The organism is Chroococcidiopsis sp. (genome assembly GCF_051657925.1).
GTDB lineage: Bacteria > Cyanobacteriota > Cyanobacteriia > Cyanobacteriales > Chroococcidiopsidaceae > Chroococcidiopsis.
In genome coordinates, this window is sequence record NZ_JBOFLP010000046.1 from 1 (window position 1) to 13,756 (window position 13,756).

General features: G+C 45.1%; 13 protein-coding genes and 1 pseudogene. 10 read left to right on the top strand and 4 right to left on the bottom strand.

The window, feature by feature from the left end; genetic code table 11:
• A partial coding sequence (locus ACRC32_RS03270; protein ID WP_438552628.1) for an NADPH-dependent assimilatory sulfite reductase hemoprotein subunit occupies nucleotides 1-1,289 on the top strand: 1,289 nt, incomplete at its 5' end.
• 49 nt (nucleotides 1,290-1,338) lie between these two features.
• Here ACRC32_RS03270 and ACRC32_RS03275 read toward each other — a convergent pair.
• Nucleotides 1,339-1,776, bottom strand: a complete 438-nt coding sequence (locus ACRC32_RS03275) for a DUF4079 domain-containing protein (RefSeq protein WP_041462580.1) — start codon at nucleotides 1,774-1,776, stop codon at nucleotides 1,339-1,341.
• Nucleotides 1,777-1,945: 169 nt separating this feature from the next.
• Nucleotides 1,946-2,311: a DUF1830 domain-containing protein gene (locus ACRC32_RS03280; RefSeq protein ID WP_052289924.1), complete on the bottom strand. Its 366-nt coding sequence runs from the start codon at nucleotides 2,309-2,311 to the stop codon at nucleotides 1,946-1,948.
• Nucleotides 2,312-2,899: 588 nt separating this feature from the next.
• On the opposite strand from ACRC32_RS03280, the gene ACRC32_RS03285 reads away from it, so the two are divergent.
• The 6 genes from ACRC32_RS03285 (at nucleotide 2,900) to ACRC32_RS03310 (ending at nucleotide 9,951) form a co-directional block, all read left to right on the top strand.
• Nucleotides 2,900-4,471, top strand: coding sequence for a photosystem II high light acclimation radical SAM protein (locus ACRC32_RS03285; protein WP_438552629.1), 1,572 nt, complete (start codon nucleotides 2,900-2,902; stop codon nucleotides 4,469-4,471).
• A 95-nt stretch (nucleotides 4,472-4,566) separates the two neighbouring features.
• On the top strand, nucleotides 4,567-5,910 hold the full coding sequence (locus ACRC32_RS03290) for a DICT sensory domain-containing protein (protein WP_438552630.1): 1,344 nt from the start codon (nucleotides 4,567-4,569) through the stop codon (nucleotides 5,908-5,910).
• A 94-nt stretch (nucleotides 5,911-6,004) separates the two neighbouring features.
• Nucleotides 6,005-6,643 carry a pentapeptide repeat-containing protein gene (locus ACRC32_RS03295; protein ID WP_438552631.1) on the top strand — a complete coding sequence of 213 codons (639 nt, stop codon included), beginning with the start codon at nucleotides 6,005-6,007 and terminating at the stop codon, nucleotides 6,641-6,643.
• Nucleotides 6,644-7,185: 542 nt separating this feature from the next.
• Nucleotides 7,186-8,496 (top strand): DegT/DnrJ/EryC1/StrS family aminotransferase, encoded by a 1,311-nt coding sequence (locus ACRC32_RS03300; RefSeq protein WP_438552632.1) that lies wholly within the window; start codon nucleotides 7,186-7,188, stop codon nucleotides 8,494-8,496.
• A gap of 69 nt (nucleotides 8,497-8,565) precedes the next feature.
• Nucleotides 8,566-9,603, top strand: a complete 1,038-nt coding sequence (locus tag ACRC32_RS03305) for a glycosyltransferase family 2 protein (RefSeq protein ID WP_438552633.1) — start codon at nucleotides 8,566-8,568, stop codon at nucleotides 9,601-9,603.
• A 147-nt stretch (nucleotides 9,604-9,750) separates the two neighbouring features.
• The gene (locus ACRC32_RS03310) at nucleotides 9,751-9,951 is read left to right on the top strand and encodes a hypothetical protein (RefSeq protein ID WP_317108872.1); all 201 of its coding nucleotides are present in this window, start codon (nucleotides 9,751-9,753) and stop codon (nucleotides 9,949-9,951) included.
• A 62-nt stretch (nucleotides 9,952-10,013) separates the two neighbouring features.
• Here the strand turns inward: ACRC32_RS03310 and ACRC32_RS03315 are convergent, their stop codons facing one another.
• Together ACRC32_RS03315 and clpS are read right to left on the bottom strand one after the other, a co-directional pair.
• Nucleotides 10,014-10,799: a lysostaphin resistance A-like protein gene (locus tag ACRC32_RS03315; protein WP_438552634.1), complete on the bottom strand. Its 786-nt coding sequence runs from the start codon at nucleotides 10,797-10,799 to the stop codon at nucleotides 10,014-10,016.
• Between the two features lie 127 nt (nucleotides 10,800-10,926).
• The gene (clpS, locus tag ACRC32_RS03320; protein ID WP_015156315.1) at nucleotides 10,927-11,208 is read right to left on the bottom strand and encodes an ATP-dependent Clp protease adapter ClpS; all 282 of its coding nucleotides are present in this window, start codon (nucleotides 11,206-11,208) and stop codon (nucleotides 10,927-10,929) included.
• A gap of 135 nt (nucleotides 11,209-11,343) precedes the next feature.
• Between clpS and ACRC32_RS03325 the strand changes: the two genes are divergently transcribed.
• The 3 genes and pseudogenes from ACRC32_RS03325 to ACRC32_RS03335 form a co-directional block, all read left to right on the top strand.
• Nucleotides 11,344-11,706, top strand: a complete 363-nt coding sequence (locus ACRC32_RS03325; protein WP_438552635.1) for a hypothetical protein — start codon at nucleotides 11,344-11,346, stop codon at nucleotides 11,704-11,706.
• Nucleotides 11,707-12,663: 957 nt separating this feature from the next.
• Entirely contained in the window at nucleotides 12,664-12,993 is a 330-nt protein-coding gene (locus ACRC32_RS03330; RefSeq protein ID WP_438552636.1) for an STAS domain-containing protein, read from the top strand.
• Between the two features lie 146 nt (nucleotides 12,994-13,139).
• Nucleotides 13,140-13,756: pseudogene (locus ACRC32_RS03335) on the top strand (B12-binding domain-containing radical SAM protein); the annotation flags it as partial.

The following is a 13,756-nucleotide window of genomic DNA, read 5'->3' on the forward strand; positions in this document are numbered from 1 at the left end:
AGTTTAAGTGCAGCGTCACTGTTCCTGGTGATAACTCCGTAGATTTGTTTTCTCAAGATTTAACTTTGGTAGTCATAACCAATGACAAGCAAGAAGTAGAAGGATTTAACATCTACGCTGGTGGTGGCTTAGGACGGACACACGGAAAAGAAGAAACTTTTGCCCGACTAGCCGACCCGATTGGTTATGTAGCCAAAGCCGATGTATACGATGCCGTCAAAGCAATTGTAGCGACTCAACGCGATTATGGCGATCGCACCGACCGTCGCCACGCCCGCTTAAAATATCTGATACATGACTGGGGTGTAGATAAATTCCGGTCGATGGTAGAAAAGTATTTGGGTAAGCCTTTAGAAGCTTCCAAGCCTCTACCAGAGTGGAAATATGAAGATTTCCTCGGCTGGCACGAACAGGGTGATGGGAAGTTATTTTTGGGGATTTCGGTCGAAAACGGTCGAATCAAGGATGAAGGATCGTTTCGGTTGAGGACTGCTTTACGGGAAATCGTGCAGCAGTACAACTTATCAATGCGACTGACACCCCACCATAATGTTATTTTGTGCGATATCGCCCCAGAACAAAAGCAGGCGATCGCAAATCTACTCGCAACTCACGGTGTAGAACCTGACCCCAACGCCATTAGCCAGTTGGTTAGATACTCTATGGCTTGTCCGGCTTTGCCTACATGCGGCTTGGCGACAACTGAGTCGGAACGGATCATGCCAAGCGTCCTCCAGCGAATTGAAGTGTTATTAAATCGCTTGGGCTTAGGACAAGAACATTTCGTCGTGCGGATGACGGGGTGTCCTAACGGTTGTGCTAGACCCTATATGGCAGAACTAGGGTTTGTCGGCAATGGTCCTAGCACGTATCAACTATGGTTGGGTGCAGATGCTAACCAAACGAGGCTGGCGCAAGTGTACATAGAGAAGTTGCCTCTCGATAACCTGGAGGCAGAATTAGAACCATTGCTGGTTTACTTCAAACAATCGCGGCAACCTAATGAAAGCTTCGGCGATTTTTGCGATCGCATTGGCTTTGACTCTTTACGAGAGTTTACCTCCAAATACGAGTTTCAAGGCGCACTGGAACCAGAAATCGCCTTGCAAGATGATGGCAATGGCGAACAGGAAGCAGCTGCTAATGCAGCGACTGCGGCAAAAGCCCGTCGTCGTATCACTTTACGCGAACCAGTCTACGCGAAGCTGAAAGCTACTGCTGAGAGTCAAGGTAAACCGATGACTCAACTTGTGAATGAGGCGATAGAAGCTTTCTTACAAGGGCAATAATCGATCTACATTTTGTGTAGAGACGTTACATGTAACGTCTCTACAATTTCTATGGCAAATACTTTTGTACCACCACCCAACCCGTGAGGGATACCCAGAGAAAACCAAGGAATAAAACTGCATTCGCGCCTACGTGGAGCGATCTCGCCCACTGACGCTTAGGACTGATTAAAGTTGCACTAACTGCCGATATTAGGGTTAATGCTACCACGATTAGCCCTGCCGTCAAGTGTTGGGAATGACCGAGGGAACCAAAATGACCCAGCGTACCGACAACACCAATTGCTAATAGCAGCAGCACTAGCAAAACCATGCTGCCACCAATACTATAGTGCAGCAAATGCAGCCAACTAGGTCTGGGATGAAAATTTGTTCTTGCCTGGAACATCTGCCAGCCTGTTACGGTCAACAGCAGATAAGCTAGTAGCGACAGACCCATCGACCAGGCTGCTATTTTCCACAACCACAAAAAAGAAGGTAAATCCAATTTACTTTAGACCCAATACAATCGCAGCAATTCTATTTCTAGTAATAGCTTACTAAATGTAGCGATCGCTCGGTTTACTTTCTTCCTTCCGGTAGAATTTGTTGATTTTTTAATTTATTAAAATAGAGCCGCTAATGTTAGCGACTCCAATGTTAGTTAAACCGATTATCTAATCAATAGTCGTTAAAAGAGGGGATTTAAAATTTCTTTGGCTTGGTTTATCTTTTTGTTCTACCGATCGCGCTGCTGGACGATCCATTTGTGCTTCTGCTTTGCTTTCTTCTAGCAAGCACAAGCGTTCGCAAGGAATATTATCTGACAAAATAGCACTCGCCATCATGCCCGTGTGAATTTCTAGTGTCGCTTTAGGTGGCGCTTCAAATACAAGGCGTTGACCTGGAAACACAACTCGTTCAAAATACCAATTAGGGATATTTGATATCCGAGCAATTTGAATCTTACTAGTTGCGTTTACATAGCAGCAAAGAAGTCGGTCGGACTGTTCGGGTGGTAAGGAATCTAAGATTTGAGCCATAACAGCTAAGGGCATGAAAGCCGCTCTTATTTGATTACACATATAAGCTAACACTTAGCGATCCCCGAGTGTTGTAACTCCTACTACCAACTGATAACTTAGCTCGAATTTGTTGTCGCCTCTATCTATAGATAGGAGTTGATAGAAGTTAAACTTATTGGCTTTCCGATTTAGCAACCAATTGTCTGATAAATTTTTGATTTGATTTTTGCATTTAACCGAACAAAATCGGTTGACTGTAAATGATTTGTGCGTTAGGGCAAAATACCAACTTATTCCCGAGCGGCAATTGAGGGAAACTCATGCTGAGGTAACGCAAATCCAGCGATCCTAGAGGCGATCGCGTCATATCGGGCAGCGATCGCCTCTAGCCACGACAACTCATTATCTCCGATCGACCTACCACTAAGACAAGCTCGATGTTATCGTAAAGTTATATGAAAATAATTTTCAGAAATCTCTTTAATAGGGGCGCTTAGGCTCGTGACTGAGGCCTAGCTTGGAAGCTATCTAGACAAGAGTTGACTCAGCTTCACTCAGCAGCGCTGCTACTCGAACCCTGGTAAACTCTAACTTCAAACGATCGAGATGGAAAACCGCATTCTCTACGTTCGCCTTCCGTGCAACCCTATATTTCCGATTGGGGTTGTTTACTTGGCAGATCACGTTCACAAGCTTTTTCCCGAAATCGAACAGCGAATTTTCGACTTAGGGACAGTCCCGCCACTCGACTTTAATTCTGCCTTAGATGCTTGTATCGACGAATTTCAGCCGACACTTTTAGTATTCTCGTGGCGAGATATTCAGATTTATGCCCCAGTAGGTGGTAGGGGTGGTAATCCCCTGCAACATTCCTTTGAGTTTTTCTACGCCTTCAATCCGTTAGTCAAATTTCGAGGTGCAACCGGATTGCTGCGATTGGCAGTTTCTTATTACAAAGAACTTTGGCGTAACCAAGGACTGATTAAACGCGGGCTAAAACGCGCTCAGAAACACCAACCAAATGCCCGTGCCGTAGTTGGTGGGGGTGCAGTCAGTGTATTTTACGAGCAGTTGCAGCATAATTTGCCCCAGGGAACGGTTGTTTCTGTCGGAGAAGGAGAAACACTGCTAGAAAAATTGTTGCGAGGCGAAGATTTTAGCAACGAACGCTGCTACGTTGTTGGCGAAACTCAACCACGCGATCGCCTAATCCACGAAGCGCCAACACCGCTAGAAAAATCTGCTTGTAACTACGACTATATTGAAAAGATTTGGGCGGAATTCCCCTACTATCTACAGTCCTCCGACTTTTATATTGGCGTGCAAACAAAGCGCGGCTGTCCTCATAATTGCTGCTACTGCATTTACACCGTAGTGGAAGGCAAACAGGTACGGATCAATCCCGCCGATGAAGTCGTAGCCGAAATGCGGCAACTTTACGATCGCGGCATTCGGAATTTCTGGTTTACCGATGCCCAGTTTATCCCAGCACGGAGATTCATCGATGATGCGATCGAACTGCTGCAAAAGATCGTTGATTCAGGCATGACTGATATCCACTGGGCAGCATACATCCGCGCCGACAACCTCACCCCCGAACTATGCGATTTAATGGTAAAAACGGGGATGAATTACTTCGAGATCGGCATCACCAGCGGTTCTCAGGAACTCGTGCGCAAAATGCGGATGGGCTATAACCTGCGCACGGTGTTGGAAAACTGCCGTGACTTAAAAGCAGCAGGTTTTAACGATCTTGTCTCCGTCAATTACTCCTTCAACGTCATTGACGAACGCCCCGAAACCATTCGCCAAACGATCGCCTACCACCGCGAACTCGAACGGATCTTCGGCGCTGATAAAGTCGAACCAGCCATTTTCTTTATCGGACTCCAACCCCATACCCACTTAGAAGAGTATGCCTTCAAAAACGGCGTACTCAAACCAGACTACGATCCGATGAACCTCAAACCTTGGACGGTACAAAAATTATTGTGGAACCCCGAACCCCTCGGTTCCTTCTTTGGTGAAGTTTGCCTGCAAGCATGGCGACAAAACCCCAACGACTTCGGACGCGAAGTGATGAAAATCTTAGAGGAACGTCTCGGCTGCGCCCCCCTCGAAGAAGCTCTTTCCGCTCCTATTACAACCACTGACAAAAAACAACTTGTAACGGCGTAACGATCGAAAAGTCAAAAGTCAAAAGTCAAAATTACTCTTGCAAATGACACATGACGAATGACGAATGACGAATGACAACTGATAACTGACCAATCATGCTAAAAGGCTCCATCTTACAACAGCTCAAATCAGCACTCGAAAACACGAATCGACCCCTCAACCTGGGTGTCTATTACAAAAATACCTTGGTTGCCCTGTGTCATGCCCTAGAAGACTGCATTTTGGTTTCTGGTAGCCAGCCGTTAGTCATTACGGCTTTTCAACGGGGTAAGTGGTATCTGCAAGAAGCAGAACGCTACCACGATTTAGCGCAAAAATCTCGCCATGTGGTGATTATGGCAGCTCCAGAAACGGGCTTTGCCGACCATCCTACCAGCAAATTACCAAATGTAGACTTAGTGGCGTTAAACCCCGAAGATCCAGTGGCGCAAGAGTGGCATTTGATCGTTCTTGCCCCCAGTTATACAGCAATGGTGCTGTGTCAAGAGTTATCTGAGGCGGATTACGGAGTCGGGGGCAGACCAACAATCGATTTAGAGCGTAAATTTTACGGTTTTTGGACGTTTGAGCCAGCTAGGGTAGAGAAAACAATCGAGCTAGCGATCGCCCAGATTAACAGTTACAACCCCGAACTCGCGCAACACCTCAAATCTCACGTCCAGGCGATTGCTCAAGAGACTTCCCAAGTAGAACCGGACGATTTGAATACAATCGTTACTCGCGTGGTCGATTACCTCCAAACCAGCGAATATAGCATCAAGCAGATAGAACATCACCAGGTATTAGATAGCAATTTAGTTTCCAACGAATTACAAGCCTTCCTCCGCTTAGGACAACTGATCGATCTTGCCGATACGGGCAACCCCCTCGCAGCCGCAGAAGTCGCCGCGATCGCCGAAATTATGGGGCAATTACTCAATCTTCCCGCTTGGCAGGTCAAACGCCTGCGCCTAGCCAGTCTACTCCATCGCATTGCCGCCCAATCGGTCAACGTGCAGTATGGCGAAGCCCCCAGTTGCCCTCTCATCCCAGCCGCTCAAGTTTTGCGTACCATGCCTCGCCTGAGCGCGATCGCCCAAATTATCAACCATCTCTCAGAACATTGGGATGGTAGCGGACAGCCAGCTGGTTTGATTGGGGAAACAATCCCGTTAGAGTCACGAATTTTAGGCTTAGTGGCAGATTTTCAGCAGCGTTTTACTCATCTATCCCAATCTCATACAAGAGAGGAAGCCCTATCAACTGCGTTCGATCGATGTCAGCAAGATCGGGGCAAAGTCTGGGAACCAAAACTTGTAGACACCTTAGAACTCCTCGTGCGGGGGATGCAACAGGGTTTAATCCTACCCGTCTCCCCCACAAAAATTAGCAGTGGCATGTGGCTAATTGAAGAGAATTCCGAATTCGGAAGTCGGAAGTCGGGAGTGGTGGGTGGCTAGTGGCTGGTGGCTGGAATTGCTTCCTCAGCTCTCTTTCCCCTGCTCCCTACTCCCTGCTCCCTGACAACTGACAACTGATAACTGATAACTGAATATGACTGATTCTATTGCAGCAATTAGAGAAGGAAAAATTAAGCAATTACCAGGAGCCAATTTAGAAGATGAAGATTTCGCAGGGTTAGATCTGGCGGAAATGAATTTGGCCGGGGCTAACTTAGTCGGAACCGATTTTTCTGGCTCTAAGTTAGAACGATCGCGTCTGGAAGGCGCTAACCTACTCGGTAGCAAGCTGTACGGTGCAGATTTGCGGGCTAACTTTTTGGGAGCCAATTTGATGCAGGCTGACATGACGAGTGCCGATCTGCGAGGTAGTAACCTCCGAGGCGCAAATTTGATGGGCGCGAAACTAGCCCAAAGCGCGATCGCGGGAGCATTTTTGAGTGGCGCAAACCTGATGAGTGCTAACTTGCAGGGCGCAGATCTCAGAGGAGCAGATTTACGGGGTGTCAATTTTTCTAATGCAAATTTACAAGGAGCTAATCTGACTCAGGCAGATTTACAGGGCGCGTTGTTAAATGAAGCCAATTTAGAAGAAGCCGACTTGCGGGGAGCAAATTTAGCAGGTGCTAACCTTTCAGGTGCTAACCTTCTGTGTGCGGAGTTAGAAGGAACTAATCTTGCTGGAGTGAATTTGACTGGTGCTTGCCTATTGGGAACCGTGGTGAAACAGTGACTAGCGACTAGTGACCAGTTATCAGTAACGAGTGAATAGTAACCGATAACTAACTATTACTAATTACTAATTACGTATTGACGATTTCAGTATAGGCACTGTAGCCTTGGTATGGCTGCTAGTACAAATTTATATTTATAAAAAAATTAATAAAGGTTGCGAGCAGCATTTTTCAGATGGGCGATCGCCTGACCAGACTTGATTATCAAACAAGGAGTCAGGAGTCAGGAGCCAGAAGACAGAATGGCTTTTATGCGACTGGCGGATGACAGTCGCGCTTATTTGACCCCCACCAAATCTTTGATTTGGTGGCACAAATATGAGGAGGAGTCTGAATCTCCAACTCAATTTCTCCTGACTCCTGACTTCTGGCTTCTGTTCAAATTTTTAGAATTGCAGTACTTCTCGAACAAATTACTGAACAAAGCAATCCCTATTTAGCATGGTTCGATACAGAAAGCTATAGCTAATGCGTGCAGGATTTATTCGTTCATTGGCAGGAATCAAGTAGCACATTTCATCTGGGAAATGGAAGAAATTGAATGACAAACATTCCTATTCGTTCTCAAGAAGAGTTTCTGGTATTTGGCGCGCCTGTTATTGAAGCAGCAGAAATAGAAGAAGCGATCGCAACTCTCAAAAGTGGCTGGTTGGGAACAGGACCTAAGGTAGCTCAGTTTGAGCGAGATTTTGGGGTGTATAAAGGAGCAGACAACGCGATCGCCGTGAATTCCTGTGGCGCAGCACTACACTTGAGCCTAATAGCGGCTTCCTTGCAGCCAGGAGATGAAGTCATTACCAGTCCTCTGACGTTTTGCGCCACGGTCAACGCCATCACTCATGTGGGCGCGACACCCGTGCTAGCAGATGTCGATCCCGTCACGATGAATATCGATCCTGTCCAAGTCGAAGCAAAAATTACCCCTAGAACAAAGGCGATCCTACCAGTCCACTTTGCAGGCAGACCGTGTGATATGGATGCTTTATGCAATCTTGCCTCGCGCTACGGCTTGAAGATCGTTGAAGACTGCGCTCACGCGATTGAAACAGAATATAAAGGTAAAAAAGCAGGTACTTTTGGTGAGTTTGGCTGTTTTAGTTTCTATGCCACCAAAAATATTTGTACGGGCGAAGGTGGCATGATTTTAGCCCGTAACTCCGAAGATGCCACCCGAATCAAAGCGTTGAGCTTGCATGGTATCAGTAAAGATGCTTGGAAGCGGTTTAGCGAAGAGGGATACAAACACTATCAAGTTCTGGAAAGCGGCTTCAAATACAACATGATGGATCTACAAGCTGCCCTTGGTATCCATCAACTGAAGCAAGTAGAAGCCCGCTGGCAGCGCCGTCAAGAGATTTGGCAGCACTACAACCGAGCTTTTGCCGATCTACCCTTGGTACTTCCTACCGAACCAGAAACCCAGACTCGCCATGCCTATCATCTTTATCCGATACTCATTGACGAGAAAAAAACTGGATGCGATCGCGACACTTTTCTCAACGCTATGACAGCAGAAAACATTGGCGTGGGCGTACATTATCTCAGTATTCCAGAACACGATTACTATCAGCAAAGATTTGGTTGGCAACCAGAAGACTATCCTCAAGCAAGGCAAATTGGACGGCAAACAGTAAGTCTGCCGCTTTCTGCAAAGTTGACTCGCCAAGATGAATTAGATGTCATTCAAGCAGTGAAAAAGGTTCTAGCATCAAGTCAGACTCATAAACATATGAGAGGTGAGGAGAGAGCCACAAGAAGCAAGGTGGAGAAGAAAGCTGAGGAAGCAAGACAAGTCAAACGTCACAAGTCAGAAGAAGTCACGTACCACTCACCACTCGCCACTTTCTACTAATAACTGTCTTCACGGAGTGTAGCGTTTACTATCAACCGTCAACCAACCTTATCTAGGATTGCTGAATGAATGAAATTAGTTTCAGTAATTGTTTTAATTTACAATAGCGAAAAATATATCGCTGCGACATTAGAGTCTGTCTTATCACAGACATACCATCATATTGAAGTATTGCTAATTGACGATGGTTCTCCAGATAAGAGTATAGAAATTTGTCAGCAATTCAACGACTCAAGAATTAGAATTATCCGCCAACAAAATAGTGGCTTGCCAGGAGCGAGAAACGCAGGTATTCGGCAAGCACTAGGAGATTATTTAGCATTTATCGATGGCGATGATTTATGGCGACGGGATAAATTAGAGCATCACGTCAATCATCTCGCTAATTCCGCAGAAGTTGGAGTTAGTTTCAGCCGTTCTGCTTTTATTGACGAAGCAGGTAAATTTTTAGGCTCGTATCAAACACCGAAACTTAAGGGAATTACCCCCTCATATCTAATGCGGTGTAATCCTGTAGGTAACGGTTCGGCTGCTGTCGTCAGACGGGAAGTCTTTGCCGCGATCGCATTTTCACCCCGCCAATATTCAGACAACCGACACGACACGCTAGACTGCTACTTTGACGAACAATTTCGTGATTCTGGCGGCGATGTCGATCTGTGGTTGCGAATCTTATTGCAAACCAAATGGCAAATTGAAGGAATTCCCGAAGCTTTAACTTTATATCGCGTTCACTCTAGCGGACTCTCAGCTCAATTAGATCGACAATTGGCAGCAGGAGAACAATTAATTGCCAAACTTCGTACTTATGGAACCCCACTAGATCCGAATTGGGAGGCTGTGATTAGAGCTTATCATCTACGTTACTTAGCTCGGAGTGCTATTCGCTGGAAGTCCGATGCGATCGCGGTTCAATTGATGCATCAAGCCATAGCTTCCTATTGGCGGATCGTTCTAGAATCACCGCGCCAAACTGTGATGACACTTATTGCGGCTTACCTGTTGTTACTCATTCCCCGCCGCTTGCGCGCTCATTTTGAGGTCATAGTCGGACAGCCAACAACAATTTTCCAAAAACTAAGGACTAGGATAAGAATTCAGAATTAAGCGCTTGCTTGTAAGTCGTAAGTCGGAATTCTACTATCTCTAACTACTCTTTAGGTAGAGGAACTCTTATTCTTATGGAGGTAGTGGCAATGTTGTTATTGGGTGTAATGTTTATTCTGTATTCAAACAGAAATACAGAGCCGTCTTATGTTTCCAGAATTCCCGCCACAACCTCGAATCCTGACTAGTCAAAAGCAACATTTACAAGCTTGCTTTAATTTACCAACACATGATGAGCGCGTCGAACGAGTTTTTCGCGAAGTGAATAACTTGTTTGCTAGTCAAGAAATTCAGCAACGCTTATTAGAAAAAAGACAACGAGCCGAGCAAAAGAAAAGCCGTGGTTGATGCCGGACAACTTGGGACTTTATAAAGGGATATCAAGGCGCTCGCGCCTACGAGAAGAACGATTAACGCGATCTGTGGCTAAATCTTCTCACACCTAAGGCGATCGCGCCTAAAAACAACATTCCCATTCCACCAGCGAGAGGATTGCGATCGATACCAGTTAACCATTCTGGGACGCGATCGTTATATTGCACCATTTGCCCGACATTAATTGCGTAATAACCCCAAATTAACCCAGCATGAAGACCAATTGGTAAACCCAAACGACCTTTGCCACAGCGTTTTGCCCATACAAGAGTTAAACCTAACAACACCAAAGCTGGAAATTGCAGCAGGGTTCGACGAATTTCTGCTAGTGGTTTAATAAAGTGCAGTGCGGCAAATATGCAAGCATTCGTCCAGAGCGCTGTCCGAGGATGGTAATCTCGCTGTAACTCATCTAACAGCCATCCCCGGAAAAGTAACTCTTCCGCAAAACCATAAGCCAGAGCAACGATTAACCCTTCAACGACAAATCGCCATAAAAAAATAGAGGGTTGTCGCCACCATAGCCAACCCAACCATCCTTCTAGCAAAAATAAACTCAAAACACTAGCGACCCCAAGCCCCAATCCTATCAGTAGCTCCTGCCTATTCTGCCTAGTTGTAACCAAACCATATTCTTGTAACACGCGTGGCTGACGATAGATAGACTTTCCCCACAGCCGTAACAGGATAGTAAATATTCCATACAGCAACGGCAAGGTGAGAATATTCACTAAGTTTTTATCATCCACCCACCAATGAATCGGTGCAGCTACAGGCAACCATAGTAGCAGCAGTACTAAGATAAAAATGACCAGCCTCAAGGGGGCTGGGTAGAGGGCTATTCTGGCAAAATTGAATTTTAACAATTAGCAAGTAGTGAGTAGTGAGTGGGGAGTAGTAAGTGGTAAGAGATTCTACACTTACGACTTACTCCTTATGACTTCCTATTTACTCATCTGGCTCAATCGTACTGGTCAAACCATGATTTTTGAGGGTTTCACAGTAAAACTCGGCGTGTTCTTGAGCGCAGGTAATGACTAAAGCGATGCCATTTGTATGGGCTTCCATCATAATATCTACTGCTTGTGGTTGGGTGAGGCTGGGTACAGTCTGCATCAATACCTGCACCACATGCTCCATAGGATTAAAGTCATCATTATGAAGCAACACGCGATACCGAGGTGCGAGTTTACGAACTGTTGAACGCTGCTCCAGGGTTTCGACGGACACTGCTTACTCCTCTTGTTCTGACTAACGACTTTTGGTTTAAATCTCGATTGAAACTGATTAACTTATTAAATATTTATAGCATCGATATCCAACGACCGTAGCGATCGCACATGGCTGAAGAACTGGAGGCGAGCTGTGACGAACTCTATATGTGACTTTCAACCGCGACAAATCGTTTGTACAACCCATCAAGCTACTCACCTATATGCTGAAGTCATTCAAGTAGTGGAATCGCGCCAAATTGGGTGGTTTCGACCTTTACTACTCGTGGAATTTTTTGACGATGAGCAGCTATCGATCTCACCAACACTACTAGACCTCCGTTCTGGAGCCGATCTTCTCTGTCCTCCCTCTTTATTCCGTCCTGCAATTGATACTGAGGTCATACCGTTGCTGATGCAACTGTCGGCTTGGGAACCGCCATTAGAGAACGATCCGGTTGCCTTCAAACGATTGCATCAATTCATTCAACAGGCTTTGCTGCTCAACGAGAAGTGAAGCGGTTGGCAGTTGTTGGTTGTTGAAAACCGATCGCTGGTTGCCACTCGCTGTCTGCTGCTCAAAAATTTCTAATATTTCCATTTGGATTTCTGATGCAATCTATAGTAATTTCTAACGATCGATGGGAACTTGGTTGTTATCGTTAATTTCTCATGGCTTAGAATTGGCGATCGGCTGCTGCATAAGTCTTTTGCAAATCAGATCGAATTATCAGAATGCGATCTTTACGGTCAATAACATTCATAATTCTGATGTTTCAGGATCGAAATTATCAAAAATTAATATGTATTTGAGGAACAAATTGTCTTGATTTTCGATCGCGGGGATTTACCCTTTAAACTAGTATCTACTGACGATTGACCATTATGGATCTCAAGCTATCTATCTATGAGTTAAACTCAACTGTATACTCAGTCACACAAACTAGAAAAATCAAGTCAAACTGCTTGCTCTTCTCGGTTTCTACCATCTGGTAGATGTTGATGTATCATGCCAGTATCGTAGAATCTAGAAATCATTTAACCTGGCTATGCACGAGAGATTGACCTCAATAAAAAGTCAGCAAAAGTCAGTCCTACTGCACGAGATCGCTTGGCAAAAGATTATTTTGCACGTGAAATTGGTTAATCAGTAGGAAAATTACGCTGACTGGTGTTCTATTGGTACGAATTTCACTCTCTAATTTGAATCAATCGAATGCTATGTAAATAATTGATGAAGATGTTCTCGTTGGTATAGTTAAATACTTTTTTTTTAGAATGAACGCTGGTAGCTTGGAATCACAATGAATGATTTAATAAATATTTAAGATTTAAGCAACAAAGAGCCAAATAGAAAAAGCAAGACAAAAGGAAAAAAACCTCATATCATAGACCCATTTGATTTCATTTAATTTCGATTTCACCCTATTCAATTTAATCCAATTCGATTTCACCAATTTGCACGGAAGCGTTAATGATGCAAACAATGACTGCTCCTAGAGCTACAGTAATTCGCCCTAACGGTCACTTTAATGCAGCGAATGCCGCTGACTTTCAGCGATACCTGACCGCAGAAGTTACACAGGCAACGCACGACCGTGTTGTCGTCAATCTAGAACAAGTAGAGTCGATGGATAGTGCCGGTTTGATGGTATTAGTTCATGGATTGAGAGTGGCGCAATCGCTCGGAAAAAGTTTCCACCTTTGCTCGGTTGCACCTTCAATTCGGATTATCTTTGAGTTGACTCAACTAGATAGCGTATTTGAAATTTTAGATACACCTGTAGAGGTTACAGCAGCTTAGCGTGAAGCTAGGTGCGAACAATTTATGACTATTTGATATATGACTGTCTGATGTTTCGCAGCAGCAAGTACTGTTCTTCCAGACGCGATCGCCGATTGATGCTAGCTTTAGAGTGATAAATCAGGGATTGGCACGAGAGGCGTAAAGTGGCAGTTGCAGTAGAAACATTACTAACGGCTGAAATTCAACGTCCAGCTCGCTACTTAGGTAACGAGCTGGGAGCTATACGAAAGAATTGGCAATCGGCAGATGTACGCTGGGTACTGACATATCCTGAGTTGTATGAAGTTGGTGCATCTAATCTAGGGCACGTCATTCTGTACAATATTTTGAATGCACAGCCCCGCCAAATGTGCGATCGCGCCTACCTCCCAGCTCCCGACCTGGCAGCAAAGCTACGCGAGACGCATACGCCCTTATTTGCTGTTGAATCGAGAAGATCGTTAACAGAATTTGATATTTTAGGCTTCAACCTCAGTTACGAGTTAGGAGCTACCAATATTTTAGAAATGTTGGATTTAGCTGGTATTCCTCTGACTTGGCGTGAAAGAGCTGAGGGAGCTGAGGGAGAAAAACCACGCGCCACTCGCCACTCAAATACCAATTACCAAATACCAATTACCAATTACCCACTCATTTTTGCGGGCGGGCAGACGGCAACATCAAACCCCGAACCCTATGCTGATTTTTTTGATTTTATTGCTTTAGGTGACGGAGAAGAACTGTTGCCAGAAATTGGATTAGTCGTTGCAGAAGGCAAGGC